This is a genomic window from Gordonia sp. NPDC003425, assembly GCF_053588635.1.
On record NZ_JBSFQI010000006.1, the window covers coordinates 1 to 23,798 of the forward strand.

Annotated in this window: 15 protein-coding genes and 1 pseudogene; 10 read left to right on the plus strand and 6 right to left on the minus strand. The window is 63.2% G+C overall.

The window, feature by feature from the left end:
• Positions 1–576: 576 nt before the first annotated feature.
• Together ACWDTD_RS09045 and ACWDTD_RS09050 are read right to left on the minus strand one after the other, a co-directional pair.
• A complete protein-coding gene (locus ACWDTD_RS09045; RefSeq protein WP_449746766.1) occupies positions 577–1,332 on the minus strand; it encodes a YfbU family protein in 756 nt (251 codons plus the stop codon).
• 405 nt (positions 1,333–1,737) lie between these two features.
• Entirely contained in the window at positions 1,738–2,490 is a 753-nt protein-coding gene (locus ACWDTD_RS09050) for a Smr/MutS family protein (RefSeq protein WP_449746767.1), read from the minus strand.
• A gap of 872 nt (positions 2,491–3,362) precedes the next feature.
• On the opposite strand from ACWDTD_RS09050, the gene ACWDTD_RS09055 reads away from it, so the two are divergent.
• The 3 genes and pseudogenes from ACWDTD_RS09055 (at position 3,363) to clpB (ending at position 11,839) form a co-directional block, all read left to right on the plus strand.
• Entirely contained in the window at positions 3,363–6,575 is a 3,213-nt protein-coding gene (locus ACWDTD_RS09055; RefSeq protein ID WP_449746768.1) for a type ISP restriction/modification enzyme, read from the plus strand.
• 970 nt (positions 6,576–7,545) lie between these two features.
• A pseudogene (locus tag ACWDTD_RS09060) lies at positions 7,546–9,050 on the plus strand (IS1634 family transposase).
• Between the two features lie 236 nt (positions 9,051–9,286).
• Positions 9,287–11,839, plus strand: a complete 2,553-nt coding sequence (clpB, locus tag ACWDTD_RS09065) for an ATP-dependent chaperone ClpB (RefSeq protein ID WP_449746769.1) — start codon at positions 9,287–9,289, stop codon at positions 11,837–11,839.
• Between the two features lie 87 nt (positions 11,840–11,926).
• Here the strand turns inward: clpB and sigK are convergent, their stop codons facing one another.
• Together sigK and ACWDTD_RS09075 are read right to left on the minus strand one after the other, a co-directional pair.
• Entirely contained in the window at positions 11,927–12,490 is a 564-nt protein-coding gene (gene sigK, locus ACWDTD_RS09070; protein WP_449746770.1) for an ECF RNA polymerase sigma factor SigK, read from the minus strand.
• A 165-nt stretch (positions 12,491–12,655) separates the two neighbouring features.
• Positions 12,656–14,293, minus strand: a complete 1,638-nt coding sequence (locus tag ACWDTD_RS09075) for a dihydroxyacetone kinase family protein (RefSeq protein WP_449746771.1) — start codon at positions 14,291–14,293, stop codon at positions 12,656–12,658.
• A gap of 32 nt (positions 14,294–14,325) precedes the next feature.
• Here ACWDTD_RS09075 and ACWDTD_RS09080 point away from each other — a divergent pair, with 32 nt between their 5' ends.
• Positions 14,326–15,324, plus strand: a complete 999-nt coding sequence (locus ACWDTD_RS09080; protein ID WP_449746772.1) for a zinc-binding alcohol dehydrogenase family protein — start codon at positions 14,326–14,328, stop codon at positions 15,322–15,324.
• Positions 15,325–15,616: 292 nt separating this feature from the next.
• Here ACWDTD_RS09080 and ACWDTD_RS09085 read toward each other — a convergent pair whose 3' ends face one another.
• Complete coding sequence (locus ACWDTD_RS09085; RefSeq protein ID WP_449746773.1) at positions 15,617–16,231, minus strand: DNA-3-methyladenine glycosylase I; 615 nt, start codon at positions 16,229–16,231, stop codon at positions 15,617–15,619.
• A gap of 94 nt (positions 16,232–16,325) precedes the next feature.
• Here ACWDTD_RS09085 and ACWDTD_RS09090 point away from each other — a divergent pair, with 94 nt between their 5' ends.
• On the plus strand, positions 16,326–16,736 hold the full coding sequence (locus ACWDTD_RS09090) for a PPOX class F420-dependent oxidoreductase (RefSeq protein WP_449746774.1): 411 nt from the start codon (positions 16,326–16,328) through the stop codon (positions 16,734–16,736).
• Here ACWDTD_RS09090 and ACWDTD_RS09095 read toward each other — a convergent pair.
• Positions 16,733–17,257 (minus strand): DUF6611 family protein, encoded by a 525-nt coding sequence (locus ACWDTD_RS09095; protein ID WP_449746775.1) that lies wholly within the window; start codon positions 17,255–17,257, stop codon positions 16,733–16,735. The genes ACWDTD_RS09090 and ACWDTD_RS09095 overlap by 4 nt on opposite strands.
• 235 nt (positions 17,258–17,492) lie before the next feature.
• Between ACWDTD_RS09095 and ACWDTD_RS09100 the strand changes: the two genes are divergently transcribed.
• From ACWDTD_RS09100 to ACWDTD_RS09120, 5 genes are all read left to right on the plus strand, one after another.
• Positions 17,493–18,761, plus strand: coding sequence for a DUF222 domain-containing protein (locus tag ACWDTD_RS09100; protein ID WP_449746776.1), 1,269 nt, complete (start codon positions 17,493–17,495; stop codon positions 18,759–18,761).
• 330 nt (positions 18,762–19,091) lie between these two features.
• Positions 19,092–19,190 carry a K(+)-transporting ATPase subunit F gene (kdpF, locus tag ACWDTD_RS09105; protein WP_449746777.1) on the plus strand — a complete coding sequence of 33 codons (99 nt, stop codon included), beginning with the start codon at positions 19,092–19,094 and terminating at the stop codon, positions 19,188–19,190.
• Positions 19,191–19,246: 56 nt separating this feature from the next.
• Positions 19,247–21,034 carry a potassium-transporting ATPase subunit KdpA gene (kdpA, locus tag ACWDTD_RS09110; protein WP_449746993.1) on the plus strand — a complete coding sequence of 596 codons (1,788 nt, stop codon included), beginning with the start codon at positions 19,247–19,249 and terminating at the stop codon, positions 21,032–21,034.
• On the plus strand, positions 21,031–23,169 hold the full coding sequence (kdpB, locus tag ACWDTD_RS09115; RefSeq protein WP_449746778.1) for a potassium-transporting ATPase subunit KdpB: 2,139 nt from the start codon (positions 21,031–21,033) through the stop codon (positions 23,167–23,169). The genes kdpA and kdpB overlap by 4 nt, the downstream gene beginning before the upstream one ends.
• Before the next feature lie 4 nt (positions 23,170–23,173).
• Positions 23,174–23,797, plus strand: coding sequence for a potassium-transporting ATPase subunit C (locus tag ACWDTD_RS09120; protein WP_449746779.1), 624 nt, complete (start codon positions 23,174–23,176; stop codon positions 23,795–23,797).
• Position 23,798 lies beyond the last annotated feature (1 nt).

A 23,798-nucleotide genomic window follows, 5' to 3' on the forward strand; every position in this document is an offset into this window, starting at 1 on the left:
CCAGCGCTGCAACGCTGACTTGATCAAGTGACTACCAGGATCATATTTACGGGAAGGCACGCCCTCCCTGATCCACAGGTCTTGATCATTCCTCGAAGCCCAAGGCTGGACGGTGAAAACAAACAGCGCCACGACTCTGCGGCTCGTTCCGCCGAACCGTAAGAACGTCGTTCACACGCTCAGTAAGCGCGGTCCTCGCACCACTCGTGAACAGTTACGAGAGTTCGTGACGAAGCTGCGGGCCGACGGATTGCGAGTCAATAGTGCGATCAGGTTCGCCCCTGATGCATCGCCGCTCTGAGTGAGGCATGCCTCCCTGCGAGCCTGTCCGTGACGGCCAATAGCCACACAGGGAGGCGACGCTCAAACTCGGGCTCTACCGAGAGCACCCATGCGGGCCGCCGCGCCTCAGCCGCGTCTGGTGCAGGACGTACGCTCGTCAGCATCGCGCGTCTGAGCCCCGCCACCTGGGCGGTAAGTAAACTTCCCGTCCTGCGCCTTCCCGACGAGCATAGTGTATCGACGCTAGCTCCTGATTCAGAATGCCGGTCACCTACCGCGGTGTCGGCTGGTCGTTCACCGGTTCGAAGGGTGAATCCGAGCTGCGGCAATCTGCTGGAGTTCGTCGCTGGACAACAGGTAGCCATCGCGGCGAAACCCTCGGCCGCGGCTGTCCATGATGCGACGGTGTTCGGCGAGCATTCGCATGTATGTGTCGAGCACCCGGTGGTGAGAGTTTCCGTCGTCGTTGCGGTCCAGTTGGTCCCGTAGCTCCTCCCATCGTCCATCGCTCATGAGATGCTCCACGTAGCGGGCCATGTGGCCTTCGAGCCCGTCGTTGTGATCGAAGCCCTCGAACTCCAACTCGTAGCTCAGTTCTTCACTAACGACGGTTCCCTCCTCGCCGAGCCGCTTGATGCTAAACGTGATCGCGCGAAACATGTCGAGGATGTCCAGAACGCGGCCGCAATCGCGTTTCGACAGTTCGGTGCTGAACCCGGCAACTTCCTGCCAGTATTCGCCGGCGAAGCCCGACTCGATCACTCGTGCCCGCTTTAGCTGGTAGTCCCTATCTCCATCATCGTCGTTGGCGCCTTCGGGTAGCACACGAGCAAGAATTCGATGGAGCATCGATAACACTTGGCGGTCTGCGATCCGCATAGTCTCTGGTGCCGGTTCGTCGCCGTGCTCCACCCTCCGCTCGTATACGGGGACTATTGCCTCCATGACCAGATCGCGGACGTATTCGCTGACCGTCACTCCGGCGGCGTCTGCTAGTTCCTTCAGCTGATCGCGGATCCGATCCTCTACGCGGATATTCAGGACAGCCATGCCAAGCCTTCCGTAGTTAGGTATGACAAAATCGTCGCACTGTCATACGACATTACACGTGACGATCACCCTAGCACCCAAACGGGGCGCTCTCCGAGCAGGTGTTGACCGCCGCCGCTGAGGATGGAGGAGCCTTGGGTGGGTGCCGGAGTGGATCGCTTCGCGGAGAAGGCATGTGTAGATGTGCGCTTTGGAAATGCCGAACTCGTGTGCGATTTCTGCGACGAGTACGCCTTCATCGGAATAGTGCGCTCTCAGCAGGTCGCCGGGGATTGACTTGAAGTCCCGCCCAGCCTTTCCGGCTCGGGATTCCTGCAAGCGCGCAAGCGTTTCCGAATCGTGGAGACAGCGCGTCCAGCGCCACCGACAACCTCGTTCGGGCGCAGGTTATGAGGTAGTCGCCGGTTACGTGCTGTTGAGACACCGCCTCAGGGGCTTCGTATCTTCGGTGAGGCCCGTCGCTGTCGCCTGGGCGTCAGCGAACGGGGCAAATCTCATGGGTCTGATTGCTGACCACGCACCATCGCTGCTGCGCCCCAGGGGGTTACCAGGTGCCACGTCCGGCTGCGAACCCGAATGTCCGGTAGAAAGGCTGTGTGTAACGAGCAATTGGCCACCGAGCTTGGCCACCGAGCGTGCTCTATCCAGTCGTAAGCGACCGCGAGATTGCTGCAATTTCGAATAAGAATTGGCGGTTTCCATGTTCGGTGTTACATATTTTGGCCCGTGTACTGGCCTTCGGCCATGGCGACGGCGATGTCCTCGCGTTGGCGTGCGAGGATGAGCAAAACACTCGAGCTCAGCCACCGCGCCGAGCATCGTCACGAGTAGCTGACTTACGGGCGAGTCCTCGTCGGTGAAGGTCAATCGAGGTGCTCGAGGCTCTCTGGGTGCGCCGGGAACCGGGTCGTGTTGCCCGTACATGTCGACGATCACCAGGGCTTGGTCGCCGATGACTGCGACCACCACGCCCGGGGCGTTCAGATCGATCACCCGCACCCGGTCGCCGACAAAATAAAACCTTGCCTCCGAGTTCTGGGACCCCGAATGCCACTCGGGCACATCCACGCCGGCATCCCACAGCTCACGTTCATGCCGCAGCAGATCGTGGGTCCGCTCCCAGAATCCGGGCGGTGCGTCGGGAATCGGATCGGCCATCTGCTGACCCTACGTCACCGTCGTCACGGTCTGTCTTTCCAGCTAGAGCGGGACTGCGCATCGGCCCAGAGCACGATGAGTTTCCTGAATAGCCTCGTGCGCACGAAGCGTTGCGATGTCTGACGACTCCAACGTCCCCGAAGTGGGCGCGAGCTGCGCGTTCCTCGAGCCCGTGTGTCGAGGGGGCGCGCAGCTTCTCCGCGTCGACGGGTGATGCGCACTGTCGCGGACCTGCCCTTCGCTGCAGCCTCGTGCCCTCATGTGCGGACTTGAGACTCCTGGGTTTCGCACCGGACCACTTTTCGCCTGGATGCAGCGTTTCTCGAGTCGGCCAGCAGACCTCCGTGGGGCGCGGGCGGCTGGATACTCGGCCGCGGTAGCGTCATGTGAGATCCAGAGCCGCACCGGATTATCTAAACCAATCTCGACCCCGCATCACCTGCGGTTCCCGATGGGGTTATGCGCACCACAGGCGTATCCACGGCTTGGTCAGGTCTTCCCCAACTGTCTCCGCCCGTCCAGTCGGCGAGTGTCTTGTGGCGACCCGTCGACGCCGAAGGCGCCCATCCAGCGGAGGTCGTAGATCTTGGCTCTACGGCAGACGAGTCTGGCGCGTCATCCAGCGTAACTGCGATTGCGAGCTACCCGAGGGGCTCGTAGCGGCCACTGCGACGAACCAAGCCGTAGAGGCACCGGAGATGCTCGCGCCAGAGCGGCGATGTCCCGAAGCGCTGGAACCGACTCGGTCGGCTGCAATGGCCATGTTTGGTGATCGGAGCCGTTCGTATCGGCGCAGAAACACGGGCATTCCTCACAGTGCTTCGAACCCCAACGCTAGTGTCGTGAACTGAAGTCATTGAGAGGATGTGTTGGTGGACGTAGCATCGGTGTCCGAATATATCGACGAAGTTCGATCGCAGTTGGTCAGTGGCCATGCCAAGGAACACGCCTACCGGCCCGCACATCAACGTTTGATGCGCGGATTCGACGACGTCGAGGCGATCAACGATCCTGCACGGAGCGCGCATGGAGCGCCGGACTTCATCTTCCAGCGCAAGAGCAATCGCGACATAATCTTGGGTTACGCCGAGGCGAAAGACATCGTCGGCATCGACCTAGACAAGGTCGAGGAATCCGAGCAGATGCACCGGTATGCGGGATACCAGAACCTCTATCTAACTGACTACCTCGAGTTCCGCTTCTTCCGTGATGGCGAGAAGTACAAGACGATCAGCATCGGGCAGGTAGTCAACGGTGTCCTCGTGCCCGCCCCAGAAGAATATCAACGCCTGATAGATGAGCTTCAGGCATTCCTGGAGCTACCACCTCAGAAGATTTCGAGCGGTAAGCGCTTGGCTGAGATCATGGGCGCGAAGACACGACGCATCCGTGACGATATCATTTCGTTCTTTAGCGAGAGCCCAAGCAAAAACGCGGAACTAGTCAAGATCTACGACTTGATGCGGAAGATGCTCGTCCACGACCTGGACCACTCTCGGTTCGCCGATATGTATGCCCAGACACTCGTTTACGGCCTATTTGTGGCGCGTTACAATGATACAACCCCTGAGACGTTTAACCGCGAGGAAGCTCGCAGTTTGGTTCCGAAGACCAACCCGTTCCTGCGACGATTCTTTGACCACATCGTAGGCCCAGACTTCGATGAGCGGTTGGGACGAGCGGTCGACGAACTCTGCGACGTGTTTCGAGTAAGCGATGTTCGGTCTCTAGTGCATCGGCATTTGCACGGATCCAAGGGGAGCTTGGATCGAGATCCGATCATCCATTTCTATGAGGACTACCTCGATGCCTACGACTCTGAGCTTCGCAGGGCGATGGGGGCGTACTACACCCCGTTGCCTGTTGCACGATTTATCGTGCGGCATGTCGACGGACTACTGAAACGGGAGTTCGGCGTCCGCAGGGGGCTCGCCGACTCATCGAAAATCAAATACAAGGTCAACGATGGCCAGGTTCGGAAGTTCAAAGATCCAAAGACAAGGCGAACGAAGACCGTCGTCGGCCAAGAGATGGACATGCACCGGGTCCAAATACTTGATCCAGCAGTTGGAACCGCGACCTTCCTCAACGAGATTATAGAGTTCGTCTATCAGGGCTTCAAGGGCAGCCAGCAAGGGCGTTGGCCGACATACGTCAACGAAGACTTGGTGCCGAGACTGAACGGTTTCGAGTTCATGATGGCCCCCTACACGATCGCACATCTAAAACTCGGTATGACGCTTGAAGAATCTGGCGTAGACACGCTCACAGATCGGCTACATGTGTACTTGACGAATACCCTCGAGGAGGGGATAAAGCACCAGCCTGATCTGTTCAGTTTTGGACTTGCGGATGCCGTCACCGAGGAGTCGCGGCAAGCGAACATCATTAAGAGCGACCGTCCTGTGCTCGTAGTGGTTGGGAATCCGCCGTACTCCGCACTGAGTAGTAATGACACGACCTATGCCAACAGCCTGGTCTCAAAGTACAAATTCGAACCAGGAGGCATCACCAAGCTTCAGGAACGTAAGCACTGGCTCCACGACGACTACCTGAAGTTTATCGCCTTCGCCGAGGATCTCATCGCTCGCAATGGCGAGGGGATCGTCGCAATGATCACCAACCACGGATACCTACACAACAAGACAACTCGTGGCGTCCGCTGGCACCTCGCGAAGACCTTCGACAAAATATATGCCCTCGACCTTCACGGAAACGTGAAGCGCAAGGAGATTAGTCCGGACGGCTCAAAGGACGAAAACGTCTTCAACATCCAGCAGGGCGTTTCTATTCTATTCGCGATCAAGCACAAAGAAGGAAGTGACGGTCTCGCCGAGGTTTTCAGTGCCGATCTGTTTGGCACGAGGGTAAAAAAGTTTGAGCATCTTAACCGAGACGCGATCGATTGGGAACCAGTCAAACTTGACAAAGAGTCGGTCAGGTTCACTCAAGTTGACACCACTGGAAAAGACGTCTACGACAAAGGTGTCAGTTTGAGGGACTTATTCATCGTGTCTAACTCGAGTATAGTGACTGCGCGAGACAAACTCGTGGTGGACTACGACGCCGACTCGTTACGCGATCGGATTGAAGCATTCGCTGATCCGGATCGTACCGATGATGAAGTGAGAGCGGCGCTATTCCCGACTCGTCGGCAGCGCAAGTACCCGCCGGGCGACACCCGAGGCTGGAAGCTAAATAATGCGCGGAAAGAGGTACGCAAGGACGACATCACTTCAAACATTCAACCTCTGGCATATAGGCCGTTCGACACGCGATATATTTACTACACGAGAACTATGGTCGACTGGCCTCGCATGGATGTAATGAAGCACATGACTGCTGGGCAAAATATCGGTCTCGTATATCGTCGTCAGATGCCAGAAGGTAAGTCCGCCAACTACTTCTTCATCACTGACAGCATCATCTCGGATGGTTTCATCAAGTCAGACAATAAGGGGAGTGAGACACTCGCGCCGCTCTACTTGTTCCACGAAGGGGCACCGCGTAGCTCAAACATGCGCGTGGAGAATGTGAAACACTTGCTCAAGAATGTGGACTCCGAGACCAGTCACGAGGACGTGCTTGACTACATCTATGGCGTAATGCACTCTCCTATCTACCGATCAAAATTCCAGGCACTACTCAAAGACGATTTCCCCGTCATTCCAGTGGCAGCCGATGAGGATGAATTCGAAGTATTTCGAGTCGCGGGCGCGAAGCTTCGTGGGTTACATCTTATGAGCGATCCGTCAGTTGAGGACTACATAACGAGCTACCCGGTAGTCGGCAGTGACACCGTCGATCGCTATGAGCTCATGGGTAACGATGTTTGGATCAACGACACCCAGTACTTTGGCGGTGTAGCCCCCGAGGTGTGGGAGTTTGAGATCGGCGCCTACGCGCCTGCGCAAAAGTGGTTAGAGCAACGTAAGCGACGGCGGCTTAGTAGCGAGGGCCTCGATCAATACCAGCGGATTATTAAGGTGCTGAGCGAGACTATAGGCGTGATGGAGGAGTTGTCAGAGTTCCCAGCCTCATGGGCAGGCGGGGCCGACGTGCTCGACGGCGGAAACGAGGAGTAAGAATTCCGCAGTTCTCGGCGGCCTTGGCACGTAGTCACACCAATTCCGCGTGCTCATCAGCGCTGAGAGTGATCACCATCCGGCGGAGCTACCCCGCCCCTAGGTTGAGCGCTCCAACGTGAAGGGCTCCGACATTGCGTCCCTGGAAAACTCTCTGCGTACTTTGCGGCATAACAACGCCGGTGCGCTGTTATGATCTCACCGTGGAGTGCGCCGACCATGACATCACTGATCGCGATGCGCTGATGGAGGTTTCGCGCTCAAGTTACTACGCGTGGTTGGGTCGTCAGCTACGTGATGAAACTCTCGGCGCGGCGGCATTGCCCGGGGTCTCAAAGTCAAGACCTTGACTCGTTGGGAGAGGTCGCGACGCTCCTACAAGTTTCCTCCCTGTTGCCTGCAGAAACGTGGTGCGTCCGTCTCGGGAATACAATGGCAAGATCAGGGACTCGAAGGCATCAGCCCTCCGCAGCTTGCGGGTCAACACGATTGTGGTCACGGGCGGCTATGTTCCCGTCAGACCGGGAGGGGCGAGACTTCTATCAAGGCTGTCTTGATTCTGTCTGGCCCTTCGATATCGCATAGCTGACGTGCGGTGAGAGATGGCTACCTATATGCGGCCGAGATTAGCGCTCGCGGCGCGTGTTGGGCTGGTTGCTGGCCGATCACACGCGTACTGGACTCGTCGAGGCCGCCGTAGATCCGCTTGGTTACATACGAAGTCCGTCGTACAGGCTCTTCGAAGTTGGCCGGGCATCGCTAGCAGCGGAATTGCTAAATGTTGGCCCGCTGGGCGCGGGTGCAGTGGAATCGTATCCGGCGGCGTGAGTTTTCGGTGTTACGGAACCCGCAGGCGACCTGACTTTTATCACCGAATCGGACATAGTAGACGCGTAGCGCGCTGACCTGGGGTGTTGTGTGGCTGGGCGGGTGGATTTGCGCACTAAGTGGGGTCTCGTAGGCTACGTTCGTGGCGTATGTACGGACGGTGAAGACCGCTTCGGGAGCGACAGCGGTGCAGATCGTGCACTCGTCACGACGAGGTGCCCGCGATATTGAACATCTTGGCTCGGCGCATGATGAGGCTGCGATCGTGGCGTTGAAAGCTGTAGCTGCGCGACGGATCGCAGGTGATCAGGAGGCCCTTGATCTGGGTGTGGGTGTATCGCCGGGCGGTACCGGCGCGCCGCTGCCGATCACCTCGTCGCGGATGAGTCACCTCTGCGACAGCGTGGCCGGGGTGTATGACGAACTCGGCTTTCAGACGGCGACCGGCGGTGAACAGGTATTTCGGGATCTCGTGATCGTACGGATCATCGAACCGACCAGCAAACTGGACTCGTTGCGGGTCTTGGCCGAGGCCGGGATCGAGACCGCGTCCTATCCCACCCTGAATCGGCGTCTGCCGATCTATGCCACGGCCGGGTGGCGTCAAGACTTGGCGGCCGCGTGCGCCGCCCATGCTGGTCTGGGGCCGGCCACGTTGTGTCTCTATGATGTGACGACCCTGTACTTCGAGACTGACAAGGCGGATGGGTTCCGCGAACCCGGATTCTCCAAAGGGCGCCGTCTTGAACCGCAGGTCACTGTCGAGTTACTCACCGACGCAACAGGATTCCCGTTGATGATGGAAGCTTTCGAGGGGAACAAGGCCGAGACGTTGACGATGATGCCCACCCTGACCGCGTTCATGACCGCTCACAAGCTGACCGATGTGACGGTGGTGGCCGATGCCGGGATGATCTCGGCGGCGAACATGAAAGCCATCGAGGATGCCGGGTTGTCGTTCATTCTGGGTGAGAAGATCCCCAGCGTCCTGTACCAGATTCAGAAGTGGCACAGGAACAATCCGAATTCCACACCCACTGACGGGTTGACCTTGACGCAGCCGCTGCCGGCGAACTCCAAGACCAGCTACCGCCGTCACCGGGTGGTGTACTACCGCTACAGTGCCGATCGGGCTCGCCGCAGCATCGGCGGTATCAACGAGCAGATCGCCAAAGCCGAGAAGGCGGTGGAAGGCAAGATCCCGGTCAAACGCAATCGGTTCGTCAAGCTCGAGGGCGGTGACCGAACTGTCAACCGGGAGCTAGAAATCAAGGCTCGCACCCTGGTGGGTGGAAGGCCTATGTCACTAATATCGACTCTCCGACAACCGATTTCGTGATCGGCTCGTATCACCAACTGTGGCGGATCGAGAAGAGTTTTCGGATGTCAAAGTCCGACCTGGCCGCCCGACCTATCTTCGCGCGCAAGGAAGATTCGATCCGTGCCCACCTCAGCGTCGTGTTCGCAGCCCTTGCAGTGACGCGCATTATCGAAGCCCGTACCGGGTGGTCGATCAAGAAGTTCGTCACCACCGCCCGCCGCTACCGCACCATCACCATCCAGGCCGGACAACAGACCTTGACCGCCGCCGACCCACTACCCGAGGATCTCCAGGCCGCGATCAACGCAGTCGCCGGTACGCACTAATTGATAAAGTCAGGTTTCAACATTTGTCGATCACACGTGGACGAGCGTCTCAACATCTCAACATCAGCGTCCCGAGTCTCAACACTCGTCTGCCGGAGCAAACGTAGAGTGACTCAAGTCACAAATACCCTTTAAACCTGAGCGGAATGCACTCAACTCTGCGTGCGTTGCACACTCTGATTGGCCATAATTGAGCCATACAGACTTAAGAACACGTAGAGAAAGGTGCACACGAAGTGGACAGCTTCACCCCCACCACCAAGACCCAGCAGGCGCTGAGTGCTGCGGTGCAGGCGGCGGCCGCTGCTGGCAACCCCGACGTGCGTCCCGCCCACATCCTGGTTGCGCTGCTCGATCAGTCCGACGGCATCGCATCGCCGCTGCTCAAGGCGGTCGGAGTCGATCCGTCGAGCATTCGCGCGCAGGCCCAGGCGATGGTCGATCGGGCGCCCACGGTGTCGAGCTCCAGCGCCCAGCCGCAGCTTTCCCGCGAATCGATCGCGGCGGTCAGCGCTGCCCAGCAACTTGCCACCGAACTGAACGACGAGTACGTCTCCACCGAGCATCTGGTGGTCGGCCTGGCCACCGGCGATTCCGATGTGGCCAAGCTCCTGCACAACGCCGGCGCTACCCCGCAGGCCCTGCGGGAGGCGTTTGTTGCCGTCCGCGGCAGCGCGCGGGTCACCTCCGAGGACCCCGAATCCACCTATCAGGCTTTGGAGAAGTACTCCACCGATCTGACCAAGGCGGCCCGCGAGGGCAAGCTCGACCCGGTGATCGGCCGTGACGCAGAGATCCGCCGCGTGGTGCAGGTGCTCAGCCGTCGGACCAAGAACAACCCGGTGCTCATCGGCGAACCCGGTGTCGGCAAGACCGCCATCGTCGAAGGCCTCGCCCAGCGCGTCGTCGACGGTGATGTGCCCGAATCGTTGCGCAACAAGACGGTCGTCTCCCTGGACCTCGGCTCGATGGTGGCAGGCGCCAAGTACCGCGGCGAGTTCGAGGAGCGGCTCAAGGCCGTCCTCGACGAGATCAAGGGCTCTGCTGGACAGATCATCACCTTCATCGACGAGCTGCACACCATCGTGGGTGCCGGCGCCACCGGCGATTCCGCCATGGACGCGGGCAACATGATCAAGCCGATGCTCGCGCGCGGCGAACTGCGACTCGTGGGTGCCACCACCCTGGAGGAGTACCGCCAGTACATCGAGAAGGACGCCGCCCTGGAGCGTCGTTTCCAGCAGGTGTACGTCGGTGAGCCGAGCGTCGAAGACGCCATCGGCATTCTGCGTGGCCTCAAGGAGCGCTACGAGGTGCACCACGGTGTGCGCATCACGGACTCCGCATTGGTCGCTGCTGCAACGCTTTCCGACCGCTACATCACCTCGCGCTTCTTGCCCGACAAGGCCATCGACCTCGTCGACGAGGCCGCATCGCGGCTGCGGATGGAGATCGACTCGCGCCCCGAGGAGATCGACGCCGTCGAGCGAGTGGTCCGTCGGCTCGAGGTCGAGGAACTCGCCTTGGAGAAGGAGACCGACGCAGCGTCGAAGGACCGCTTGGACAAGCTGCGCCAAGAACTCGCCGACGAGAAAGAGAAGCTCAACGAGCTCTCCGCCCGTTGGCAGAGCGAGAAGACCGCCATCGACGCGGTGCGCGACGTCAAGGAGGAGCTCGAACTGCTCCGCGGCGAGGCCGATCGCGCTGAGCGCGACGGAGACCTCGGTCGGGCCGCCGAACTGCGGTACGGCAAGATCCCGGGCCTGGAAAAGGACCTGGAGGCCGCGATCGAGAAGACCGGCACCGATCCCGACCAGGACGTGATGCTGCAGGAGGAGGTGGGTCCCGACGATGTCGCACAGGTGGTGTCGGCATGGACGGGCATCCCCGCGGGCAAGATGCTCGAGGGGGAAACCGCCAAGCTGCTGCGCATGGAAGACGAACTCGGCCACCGGGTCATCGGTCAGAAAGAGGCCGTGGTGGCAGTGTCCGACGCGGTGCGTCGAGCACGTGCCGGTGTGGCCGACCCGAACCGGCCGCTGGGTTCGTTCCTGTTTCTCGGTCCCACCGGTGTGGGCAAGACGGAGCTGGCCAAGGCGCTGGCGGAGTTCCTGTTCGACGACGAGCGCGCGATGGTGCGCATCGACATGAGTGAGTACGGCGAAAAGCATGCCGTGGCACGGCTTGTCGGTGCTCCTCCCGGATACGTCGGCTACGAGCAGGGCGGACAGCTCACCGAGGCGGTGCGGCGTCGTCCGTACACGGTGGTGCTGTTCGACGAGGTCGAGAAGGCCCATCCCGACGTGTTCGACATCCTGTTGCAGGTGCTCGACGAGGGACGCCTGACCGACGGGCAGGGACGCACCGTCGACTTCCGCAACACCATCCTGATCCTCACCTCCAACCTCGGTTCCGGTGGCGATCGCGACCAGGTGATGGCGGCAGTGCGCGCGGCGTTCAAGCCGGAGTTCATCAACCGTCTCGACGACGTGGTGATCTTCGAGGCGCTGAGCCCGGAGGAACTCGTCTCCATCGTCGACATCCAGCTCAACCAACTGCAGAAGCGGCTGGCCCAGCGTCGCCTGGAGCTACAGGTGACACCCAAGGCCAAGGAATGGCTGGCCGAGCGTGGTTTCGACCCGCTGTACGGCGCACGCCCGCTGCGGCGGCTGGTGCAGCAGGCCATCGGCGATCAGCTCGCCAAGGCGCTGCTGGCCGGCGACATCCGCGACGGCGACGTGGTGCCGGTCAACGTGTCGGCCGACGGGGAGTCGCTGGTTCTCGGCTGACGCCGATGACCGTATGAGCAGTCGAAAGGCTCTGCCCTCACCGGGCAGAGCCTTTCGTCGCATCACCTGTCTATTGGGAGCGGCTGCTCAGGCCGCGGGGGCCACGTGCGGCTCGAGGCGCTTGAGCGCCTGCCGGATGCGTGACTTCACCGTCGGCAGTGCGATGCCGAGTTCGTCGGCCACCTCTCGGTAGGTGAGGCCGCGGAAGTACGCCAGCTCGATCGCCTCGCGTTGCAGCTCGGTGAGCCGGTCGAGCACCGACCTGACCTCCCGCACCGTCTCTCGTCGTTCGGCCGATTCGATCACCACGTCGTGCTCTACGCGGCTCAGCTGTTCGGCGTTGGTGTAGGCGAGAGTCCTACGGCGCGAGGCGGATTCGGCGCGTACGCGGTCCACCGACCTGCGGTGTGTGAGGGTCATCAGCCAGCCGAGTACGGTCCCCGATTCTGGTCGGTAACCATCGGCGGAGCGCCATACGTTGAGGTAGACCTCCTGCGTGGTCTCCTCGCTGAGCCCGGGATCGCGCAGGATGCGCAGCGCCATGCCGTAAACGCGGTGACTGGTGAGGTCATAGAAGCGGGCGAAGGCCGCCGCGTCGCCTTGTCCGATGCGGTCTACGAGTGCAGCGAGTTCGTCAACGGAATCCACCATCATCACTCCCTCACGTGCTGACCCCCGTGCACCGAACCTAGTGCGTGGCGCCGACCGGGCGCCCGGGTCACGGAGCAATTGCGATGAAACCGCAATCCACGTCACGGTGCGATAACGGTGGTTGGGCGGTGCGGTGAATCGGAGGTGTCCGCCAAGTGTGACCGATCAGTCGGCGGTGTCGGCGGCGGCACGATACAGCCAGGAAACCACGAGTGCGCCGGGATCGACTACGCCTCTGGCATTTTCGCCCACATAGCTTGCCCGGCCCTTGGTGGCGGTGGTGTCTCGTGTCGCCTCGGCACCGGACTCCGCACTCTCGGCGACATCGGACAACGATCCGCCTTCCCCAAGGGTGTCGGACGCCGGTGAGAGCGCGTCGACCAGCGTTTTGTCGCCCACCTCGGCGCCACCGAGTGTTTGGATCTCGTGGAGCGCCGACGCCGATCCGTCGCGCAGCGCGGCGGTGAAATCGTCCTCGTCGGCAAACTCCTGCGCGAGATGGCGGAACAGCACGCCGAAGATGGCGCCCGACGTGCCGCCGGCGCGCACCAGATACGACGTGCTGATCGCCTTGAGAACGTCGGCGTGCGATCCGCGCAGCGGAAGGTCGAAGTGCCCCAGCGCCGCCTCCATGTTGGTGCCGAAATCGCCGTCGCCGGCCTTCTGATCGAGTTCGGTGAGGTCGTCGATCGATTCCTGCACCCGCTTCACGAACGTGGTGAGCCAGGCGTTCTCGTCGCCGCTGTCGGCGGCGTCGTCGGGCTGGGCAAAGGAGGTGTCGACGATTTTGGCGGGGCTGCGGGCCGGTGCCGCTGCCCAGCCGGGAGCGCCGGTGGGGGCGTCGAAGAGTTCGAGGAGCTCGTCGTCGGTGCGCAGGAGCGTGATCGACACGCCGGTCATGTCGAGGGCGGTGATGAAGGTGCCCACCATCGGGCGGGCCACGGTGATGCCGCGGCGGTCGAGGTCGGCGAGCGCCTCACCGAAGACCAGGTCGAGTTCGAGCGGATGCGCCGAACCCAGCCCGTTGACCAGGCAGATCACCTGCTCGTCGCGTACCAGCGAGAGCGAATCGACGATGGGGTCGATCATCCGGTTGACCAGTTCGCGTGCTCCCACCTTGGTGGCCTGCTCCACCCCGGCCTCACCGTGGATGCCCACACCGAACGCCATCTCGTCGTCGTCGAGCTCGAACGTGGGTGCGTCGGCGCCGGGGATGGTGCAGGCGTGATAGGCCACGGCATAGCTGCGCGCGTTGTCGACGGCGCGGCGCCCGATCTCGGCCACCGCGGCGAGGTCGTCGCCGCGGGCCGCGGCCGCGCCGCACACCTTCTCGACCAGGATCGTGGCCCCGGTGCCACGACGACCGGGACCCGAATCAGATTCTGTCGCAACGTCATCGGCGACGACCACCGAGTCGGTCTCGATCTCGTCGGCGAGCAGATGGCGTGCGATGCGGAAGTTCATCACGTCGCCGGTGTAGTTCTTCACCACGTGAAGTACGCCGGCGCCGCGATCAGCCCACTTCGTCGCGCCGACGATCTGCAGCGCGTTGGGCGAGGTGAACACCAGGCCCGGGCAGGCGGCGTCGAGCATGCCCGACCCGATCATGCTCGAATGCATGGGCTCGTGTCCGGACCCGCCGCCGGAGATCACCGCCACATGCTGGTGGTCGCCGCGATCGCGTCGGTGGAGGAAGCCGGGGTCGTTTTGCCAGCCGATGTCGGGGTGTGCGGCCACGAAGCCGCGGAGCGAGTCGGAGATGAAGGTGGACGGTGAATTGAGGATGTAGCCGTGGACGCTCACCCCTCTACGGTAGCCCCGAGTAGCGTCGGGCTATGGCCGTTACCTCCGCGATAGCCGCGTCAGTGCCGGGTCCGGTGGATGCCGACACCTCCTTCGTCGAGATCGACCTCGACCTCGGTGAGCCCGGCCCGCACGACCTGCTCGTCGAGGTGCGTGCGGTGTCGGTGAACCCGGTCGACGTGAAACAGCGCGCGTCGTTCGATCCGGCGGAGGCGCCCAAGGTGCTCGGCTTCGATTCCGCGGGAGTGGTTGTCGCCGTGGGTGCCGACGTCGAACGGTTCGCGGTGGGTGACGAGGTGTACTACGCCGGTGTCATCAACCGCTCGGGCAGCAACGCGCGCTTGCAGCTCGTCGATGAACACATCGTCGGACGCAAACCGGAGAACCTCTCGTTCGCCGAGGCGGCTGCGCTGCCATTGACGAGCCTGACGGCGTGGGAGTCGTTGTTCGAGAAGCTGCGGGTGAACAGGGTGGAGGAGGAGACGCTGCTGGTTGTCGGCGGTGCGGGTGGGGTGGGCTCGATGGTGATCCAGCTGGCGCGGGCGCTGACCGAACTCACCGTGATCGCCACCGCGTCGCGGCCGGAGTCTCTTGAGTGGGCGCGGCACATGGGTGCGCACTATGTGGTGTCTCCGCGCGAAATGCGTGGTGCTGTACCGGGAATCGTGCCGGAAGGCGTCGAGTACGTGTTCTCGCCGCATTCGGCCGGGAATGTGGACACCTATGCCGAGATCATGCGGGTGCACGGTCAGGTGGTGGCCATCGACGAACCCAAGGGCCTCGACACGTTGCCGTTCAAGCAGAAGAGTCAGAGCTGGCATTGGGAATTGATGTTCAGCAAGCCGCTGTTCTTGCCCCACGACGACTCGCAGCATCGGATTCTCGCTGAGGTGGCCGCACTGGTGGAGGCCGGCCGCGTACGCACCACCGTCAACCGGGTGTTCGACGGCATCACGGTGGAGAACCTGCGGGCCGCGCATCGGCTGTCGGAATCGGGGGAGGCGGTCGGCAAGATCGTGCTGGCCCGCTGAGCCGGGTGCCGAGCGGCGTCACGGTGGTTTCGACAAGCTCAACCAGCGGGTGGGGCGCTCAACCGGCGGGGGTTTCGACAGGCTCAACCAGCGGTGGGGCGTTCGACCGGCGGGTGGGGCGCTCGACCGGCGGTGGTTTCGACAAGCTCAACCAGCGGGGGCGCTCAACCAGCGGGGCGCTCAACCAGCGGGTGGGGGTTTCGACAAGCTCAACCAGCGGGGGCGCTCGACCGGCGGTGGTTTCGACAGGCTCAACCAGCGGGCGGGGCGCTCAAGCAGCGGGTGGGGGCGCTCAACCGGTGGTGGTCGCTCGGCTGGCGTGGTACTCGTCGATCGCTGCGGCGACCTGTGGGCGGATCGCACAGTCGGGGGCGTGATCGTTCACCAAACCGGCCGCCTGCATCATGGCGAACATCGTCGTGGGACCGACGAAACGCCAGCCGCGCTTCTTCAGATCTTTGGACAGTGCAACCGATTCCGGTGATGTCGTCATACTTCCCGGCATATGGTCGGGTGCGGGCGCGTAACGCCAGAAGTAGTCTTCCAGCGAACCCTCGGCGTCGATGAGGTCGACGGCTCGGCGGGCGTTGTTGATGGTGGCCTCGATCTTCCCGCGATGCCGGATGATCCCGGCGTCGCCGAGCAGTCGTTCGACGTCACGCTCACTGAAGCGAGCCACCTTCTCGATGTCGAAGCCGTGGAACGCAGCGCGGAAATTGTCGCGCTTGTTCAAGATGGTCCGCCAACTGAGTCCGGACTGAAACCCTTCCAGACACACACGTTCGAACAGAGCGATGTCGCCGGTGAGGGGGAATCCCCATTCCGTGTCGTGGTAGGTGGTTTCCGGTTCCGCTGCGGCCCACCGACAACGCCTGACGCCGTCGTCGCCGACAACCACGTCCGACATTGCACCCTCCTCGATCTGTGCTTGCACGGTATCGCGCGAGTCCGACACCCGAGACCGCGGCATACCCGACGACGGTGATCGACCACTCCGTAGGATGAGTGCCGTGACCTCCGAGAAGCCGTTCGACGCCGCCACCGACGCGAAGTATGTGCAACTCACCACCTTCCGCAAGGACGGTACGCCGGTGGCATCGCCGCTGTGGGCGGCCGTCGACGGCAACCGACTGCTGATGTGGACCGTCACCGACTCGTGGAAGGTCAAACGCATCCGCCGCAACCCGCGCGTGATCGTGCAGGCGTGCGATGCGCGAGGCACCAAGGTCGACGGCGCGGCAGTGGACGGCACTGCGGAGATACTCGACGCCGACGGCACCGCGCATGTGCGCGATGTGATCGCCAAGAAATACGGCGTCCTCGGTTGGGTGGCGATCAAGGGCAGCCTGCTGCGGCGCGGTAAGTCCGGCACCGTGGGCATCGCCATCAGCCCCGCTGCCGATCAGTATTAGAGGCTGGCGCGTCGACGCGTCGGTGTGCTCGCTGGGATCTGCGCGTAACACTGCGACCAGATCATTTCATGCTCGACGGGTGTGATCTGACCGGCGTCGAGCGCTTTGTCGGCGTCGCGAAGACGTTGGGCGAGAACACAGATGAGACGCCGTCGGGTAATCGCAGTGGTGTCGGCGCCATGTCCGGTCCACGATTCGAGCACGTGTATTCGGGTGCGGCAGGCATGCGTTCGACGGCCCACCCCGAACACCGCGACGGCCCCCGCTATGGCCCCGACGGCCACCCCGGCGGCGGCATGGACATCGCACACACTCGCCGCGTACAGCGATGCACACACCGCTATCAGCACCACGGCCGGCAGCCATCGCCACAGTCGTAGCCACCTGCGCTGCTGCGAGTTGGTGCCGGGTGGGTAGATCGCGATGCGGTGGCACACCCAATGCCGCGCATACCCCACCTGCACATAACCCCATCGAGCCTCGCCTGACACCGCCGGTTGAGGCTGCACTGCATCATCCATGCATATCGGTCTAAGCGCGCCGGTCGTCGGCAACAAGAATGCTGACGGCTTCTGAACGCCGCGACGGTGAATCTTGACGCCTTGTTGACGTCGGAGGCCGGAGATTGGCACTCGTTGTGTGACGTCTGTTCACCACAGTTCGCTTCAGTTCACCTGTGGGACGAGTTATCCACAGGAATCCTGACCTGCAAGAACCCCCTTGTCATCGAACACGTGTGCGAGTACCGTGATCGGTATGACCGAGTTGGGGGACCACCTTTCACTGACCGTCGTGGCCGAGGTGCTTCGCGCACTGACCGTCGCCGACGATGCGACCGGACGCCAGGTGTACGACGTCGTTGAGGTGTTGATCGCGCTCCGTAACCTTGTCGATCACCAGCTGGCCATGCACGTGGCCTCCCTCGACCGGCTCGGCGTGGCCAAGGCGCATGGCCGCTGCACCCGCGAACTGTTGATCGTGATGGGATTGGCACCGGTGGTGGCCCAGCGACTGCTGCGCATCGCTGCTGTACAGGACTCGGCCGGTGCCGTGATGGGGCATGCCGCCGACGGCGCGATTTCGGCCGAACATGTCGACGCCATTGTGCGCGGGGTTCGTCATGTCGACCAACGCATACCGCAAACCCTAGATGCGGAGGCGCGTAAGCGCGTAGTGAATGATCTTCTCGCCCAACATTTCTCCGGTGCCACCCCCGCAGAGATCGCCGACCGCGCCCATACGCTGGGCAATGAGCTCGCCGCCGACTCCGACGACGGGCTACCTGCGGCCGAGAACAGGGCGATCAACACGCTCACCTTGACCAGGCAGGAGGGTCGGGTGCAGATTCGCGGCGACCTCGACACCGTCGTCGGCGAGAAATTGTGGACCGCGGTCGACGCCCACGCCACGCCTCGCCCGCAGCCCGACGGGTCCCGCGACCCGCGCTCGCCTGACCGGCGTCGCGCCGACGCGCTGGAAACGATCCTGGATCTCGCCGCTACAGGTGGTTCGGGTGGGGTGATGGTGGCGGGCGCGCCGCGCACCCAGATCGCGTTGACGCTGCCCGCCGATACCCCCGCCCTGTCGTCGTTGCAGTTCCTCGGGTCAGTCACCGAGAGCACCGCCAAGAAGCTCGGCTGCGATGCCTCGATCACCGTGATGATCGTCGACGGTGAACAAGTACCGCTGGCGGTCGGTCGGGAGAAACGCCTGTTCACCGCGTCGCAGCGGAAAGCGTTGGTGTGCCGGGACACGGGCTGCATCAAATGTGGCGCACCGGCGTCGTGGACGCAGGCCCACCACATCGTGCATTGGGCCGACGGCGGTGACACTGACGTCGACAACGGATGCCTTTTGTGCCCGTCGTGCCACGACGACATCCACCACGGCGGCTGGGAGGTCGTCATGGGATTCGACCACCACCCCTGGTTGCGCCCGCCGGCCGCCGTGGATCCCCGCCGCGACCTCATTCCCGCCTACCGCCGACGCCGCATGCACATCGCCGACCTACCCGCCGCCGCCTGACCCCACACGGCTTTCGCGGAGCACCTTCGTGCACCCGACCGCTCGGGACCGCACACGTTGTTTGACAACTCCATAGTGTGAGCGCCGCCCGTGCGGTCCACCGCCAAGGCGCCGTCAACAATCCGAGTGGCCACGTATGGATCTCGTTAAGAGGTCTTTTCGCGGCTCTCCGGTGGGTCGCATGATGTGGTGCGCCGATCGCGATCCCTGCTGATCGGCCTTGACGACGAGGAGTTGAGAAGTGGGCGACGTCCTGTACGTGCTCGCCGTGATCATCGGCTTCGCGGTGTGCGTCCTGGTGGTCCGGGGCGTGGACGCGAGGTGCGGTCGATGAGTGCTGACGCAGTGGTGAACGTGATCCTGCTTGTGCTCGCGGCCGGGGTCGCGGTGTACCTCATGGTTGCGCTGATCCGTCCGGAGAAGTTCTGATGTTGGAGAGGATGTCCTGAGTGACTTCATCATTGGCGGCCACCGCGCAAGTGGCGATGGTGGTGGTGGTTCTGGCGGTGGCCTACGTCCCGTTGGGGGACTACATGGCCAGGGTGTACCGCAGCGACCGTGATCTCGCCGCAGAACGGGTGCTGTACCGGTTCGCGCGGATCGATCCGCGTCGAGAACAGACGTGGCTCGGCTATGCACTGGCGGTACTTGCCTTTTCGTTCGTGTCGGTCATGGCGCTGTACCTGCTGCAACGGATTCAGGGAGTCCTGCCGTGGTCGGACGGCAGGCCGGGCGTCAACCCGGCCACCGCGTTCAACACCGCGGTGTCGTTCGTCACCAACACCAATTGGCAGTCGTATTCGCCCGAGATGGTGATGAGCAACCTCACTCAGATGATGGGGTTGGCGGTGCAGAACTTTGTCTCGGCGGCGGTTGGCATGGCAGTGGCCGTGGCCCTCATCCGTGGAATCGTTAATCGGCGAGGCAACGGCCAGATAGGGAACTTCTGGGTCGATCTGACACGCGGCTGTGTGCGAATCCTGTTGCCGCTGAGCCTGTTGGCAGCGCTCATTCTGCTCACGCAGGGCGTTGTGCAGTCGTGGCACAGCGGGTTCGGCTTCTCGACCTTGAACGGCGATCAAGCCCGCAGCGTGGTGGGACCCTTCGCGTCCCAGGAGGCGATCAAGGAGCTCGGCACCAATGGTGGCGGCACCTTGTCGGCGAACTCCGCTCATCCCTTCTCCAATCCGACGCCGCTGAGCAACATCGTGGAGATCACTGCGCTGCTGCTGATTCCGGTGTGCCTCACCCGTACCTACGGCACCCTCGTGGGAGATCGTCGGCAAGGTGTGACACTGCTCGGTGTCATGGCCGCGATCTGGGGCTCGGTTCTCGCCATCACCTGGTGGTTTGAGGCGCACACCAACGGGATCGCAGCGCAGGCAGCGGGCGCCATGATGGAGGGCAAAGAGCAGCGATTCGGCATTCCGGCCTCGGTGCTGTTCGCGGTGTCGACCACCGGAACATCCACGGGTGCGGTTGATTCCGCCCATGACAGTTTCTCCGCCGGCGGCGGTGGAGCACTGATCTGGAACATCCTGCTCGGTGAGATCGCGCCCGGTGGTGTGGGTTCCGGACTCTACGGCATCCTCATGCTCGCCGTCGTGACCGTGTTCGTCGGCGGACTGCTGGTGGGACGCTCACCGGAGTTCCTCGGCAAGAAGATCGGGCAGCAGGAGATCACCATGGCTGCGCTGTACGTGCTGGTGATGCCTGCCCTGGTTCTCATCGGTGCCGGCATCAGCGTTGCCCTCGGTTCCACTCTCGACGCCCAGGGCAACGGTGGCGCGCCGGGGACCCCGGGATCGATCCACGGCTTTTCCGAGGTGCTCTACGCGTACACCTCGGCCGCCAACAACAACGGCAGCGCCTTCGGCGGACTCACCGTCACCTCCGACTGGTTCCAGCTGTCGCTGGGAGTGGCGATGCTGCTCGGGCGTTTGCTCCCGATCGTGTTCGTGCTGGCACTCGCCGGACTGCTCGCGCGGCAACGACCACGTGGCGCGGGCCGTGTGGCGGTCGCAGGCAACGAGCCGGAACTCGTTGCGGCTGGGGTCTCGACAAGCTCGACCAGCGGGGAGCGCTCGACCGGCGGGGAGCGCTCGACCGGCGCGGGCACCACGACGGTCGCCGTGTCCGAGGCCGACGCATCCACACTGCCCACCCACGGCGTCCTGTTCGGCACGCTTCTTCTCGGGACGATCCTGCTCGTCGCCGGACTCACCTTCTTCCCGGCCATGGCGCTGGGACCCATCGCGGAGGCTCTTCTGTGAGTGTCAACACCATCGATCACCAACCCACACAGTCGGTTTCGCAGCCGGAACACGACGAGGCGCACGACCTGGTCTCGCGTGGCTCCTTCGACCCGCGGCAACTGCTCACCGCGGTGCCGCAGGCAGTACGGAAGCTGACACCGCGTGCGCAGGCACGCAACCCGGTCATGTTCGTCGTGTACCTGGGTTCGGTCGTCACCACCGTGCTGGCGATCTGGCAGCCGTCATGGTTCGCGTGGCTCATCGCGGCCTGGCTGTGGTTCACCGTGCTGTTCGCCAACCTCGCCGAGGCCGTCGCCGAGGGCCGTGGCCGCGCACAGGCCGACAGCCTGCGAAAAGTGAAGCGCGACACCATGGCCCGTCGCCAAACGGACGGGGGTTCGGTCGAACAGGTGCCCGGTGCCGAACTGAAGGTCGGCGACCTCATCGTGGTGGAGGCAGGCGAAGTGATCGCGGGCGACGGCGACGTCGTCGACGGCATCGCCACCGTGGACGAGTCGGCCATCACCGGTGAATCCGCCCCGGTGGTACGCGAATCCGGGGGCGACCGCTGCGCGGTGACCGGCGGAACCGTCGTGCTCTCCGACCGGATCGTCGTCAAGATCACGGCGGCACCCGGGGAAACCTTCGTCGACCGCATGATCTCCCTCGTCGAAGGTGCGGCTCGCAAGAAGACTCCCAACGAGATCGCCCTCGACATCCTGCTGGCAAGCCTCACCGTGATCTTTCTGCTCGCCGTGGTGGCGGTGGGACCGATGCAGCAGTACGCAGGCCAGTCACCGGACCCGATCAAGCTGATCGCACTGCTGGTCTGCCTGATCCCCACCACCATCGGCGCGCTGCTCAGTTCGATCGGCATCGCGGGAATGGATCGGCTGGTGCAGCGCAACGTGCTGGCCATGTCGGGGCGGGCGGTGGAGGCCGCCGGCGACATCGACACACTACTGCTGGACAAGACGGGCACCATCACCTTCGGCAACCGGCGCGCCACCGAGATCTATCCGGCCCCCGGCACATCGACCGCGGAGCTCGCCGAGGTTGCCTACCGCTGCAGTCTGGCCGACGACACTCCCGAAGGTCGCAGCATCGTCGACCTGTGCCTCGGCGACCACGACGTGACGCCCGTCGCGGCCGCACGCGGAAATGGGCCGCAACCCGATCACGAGGTGGTGCCGTTCACCGCCGAGACACGGATGAGTGGAGTGGACCTGTATCCGTCCGGCGGGGGAGTGGTCCGTTACCGGAAGGGCGCGGCCGATGCGGTGGCCCGATGGGTGAACGGACTCGACGGAACCATCCCGTCGCAGGTGACCGATCGGGTGGCCGACATCTCGACGGCAGGTGCCACTCCTCTGGTCGTCGCCGTGTACGACGAGAGCGAGGGCGTAGCGCCACGAATCCTCGGGGTGATCCAGCTCTCCGACGTGGTGAAACCGGGGATGGCCGACCGGTTCGCGCAGCTGCGGCAGATGGGTATCCGTACCGTCATGGTGACCGGGGACAACCCGCTGACGGCACGGGCCATTGCCGACGAGGCCGGTGTGGACGACTTCGTCGCCGAGGCGACGCCCGAGGACAAACTGACCCTGATCCGGGCCGAGCAGTCCGGCGGGCGGCTGGTGGCCATGACCGGCGACGGCACCAACGACGCTCCGGCCCTCGCGCAGGCCGACGTCGGGGTGGCGATGAACTCGGGGACCTCGGCGGCCAAGGAGGCCGGCAACATGGTGGACCTCGACTCGGATCCGACGAAACTGATCGACGTCGTGGCCATCGGCAAGCAACTGCTGATCACCCGCGGTGCGCTGACCACCTTTTCGCTGGCCAACGACCTCGCGAAGTACTTTGCGATCCTGCCCGCGATGTTCGTGTCCATCTACCCGCAACTCGACGCCCTGAACATCATGCGCCTGCATTCCGCGCAGTCGGCGATCGTCTCGGCGGTGGTGTTCAACGCCCTCATCATCATCGCGTTGATCCCGTTGTCGCTGCGCGGGGTGCGATACCGGCCGAGTTCGGCGTCACGCCTGCTGGGCCGCAATCTGCTCGTCTACGGCGTCGGCGGTGTGGTGACCCCGTTCATCGGTATCTGGCTCATCGACCTCGTCGTCCGCTTCATCCCGGGAATGGGGTAATCACATGAACACGATCGTCTCCGGATTCGCGCGGCAGTGCGCCGCGGCCTTCGCGGTCCTCGTCGCACTCACCGTCGTGCTCGGTGTCGCCTACCCCGCCGTGGTGTGGGCGGCGTCCCGATTCGACAGCCACTCCGCAGAAGGGTCGCAGGTCACCGACGCGCGCGGCTGCAGCGCGGGTTCCACGTTGATCGGCCTGGACCCGCACACTGCCGCAGGTGAGCCCGACTCGTTCCTGCATGCACGCGTGCTGGGGTCGGCCGACGATCCGATGGCGCCCGGCGACCCGTCCGCCTCGGCCGCCAGCAACCAGGGCCCCAACAGCGAATTGCTGGCGCACAACGTCGAGGCACGTCGGGCCATCATCGCGGCCCGCGAGAACGTGGCTCCCGCCGCGGTGCCCGTGGACGCCGTCACCGGGTCCGGGTCGGGCCTGGACCCGCAGATCAGCCCCGCGTACGCGGCCATCCAGATCCCCCGGATCGCACGCAACAGTGGACGCACCGAAGCGCAGATCCGGGCCGTGATCGACGAGCACACCGAAGGCCGGCAATGGGGATTCCTCGGTCAGCCTCGGGTGGACGTGCTCGCCGTCAACCTGGCTCTGGGCCACACCGTGTGTCGATAGA

Excerpts from the sequence above, each read along its gene's own strand:
- ACWDTD_RS09045 (WP_449746766.1), bottom strand. The coding sequence starts at position 1,332 with ATGGCTGTCCTGAATATCCGCGTAGAGGATCGGATCCGCGATCAGCTG.
- ACWDTD_RS09050 (WP_449746767.1), bottom strand. The coding sequence starts at position 2,490 with ATGGCCGATCCGATTCCCGACGCACCGCCCGGATTCTGGGAGCGGACC.
- sigK (WP_449746770.1), bottom strand. The coding sequence starts at position 12,490 with ATGGTGGATTCCGTTGACGAACTCGCTGCACTCGTAGACCGCATCGGA.
- ACWDTD_RS09080 (WP_449746772.1), top strand. The coding sequence starts at position 14,326 with ATGGCCGTTACCTCCGCGATAGCCGCGTCAGTGCCGGGTCCGGTGGAT.
- ACWDTD_RS09085 (WP_449746773.1), bottom strand. The coding sequence starts at position 16,231 with ATGTCGGACGTGGTTGTCGGCGACGACGGCGTCAGGCGTTGTCGGTGG.
- ACWDTD_RS09090 (WP_449746774.1), top strand. The coding sequence starts at position 16,326 with ATGAGTGCCGTGACCTCCGAGAAGCCGTTCGACGCCGCCACCGACGCG.
- ACWDTD_RS09095 (WP_449746775.1), bottom strand. The coding sequence starts at position 17,257 with ATGGATGATGCAGTGCAGCCTCAACCGGCGGTGTCAGGCGAGGCTCGA.
- ACWDTD_RS09100 (WP_449746776.1), top strand. The coding sequence starts at position 17,493 with ATGACCGAGTTGGGGGACCACCTTTCACTGACCGTCGTGGCCGAGGTG.
- kdpF (WP_449746777.1), top strand. The coding sequence starts at position 19,092 with ATGAGTGCTGACGCAGTGGTGAACGTGATCCTGCTTGTGCTCGCGGCC.
- kdpA (WP_449746993.1), top strand. The coding sequence starts at position 19,247 with ATGGTGGTGGTGGTTCTGGCGGTGGCCTACGTCCCGTTGGGGGACTAC.
- ACWDTD_RS09120 (WP_449746779.1), top strand. The coding sequence starts at position 23,174 with ATGAACACGATCGTCTCCGGATTCGCGCGGCAGTGCGCCGCGGCCTTC.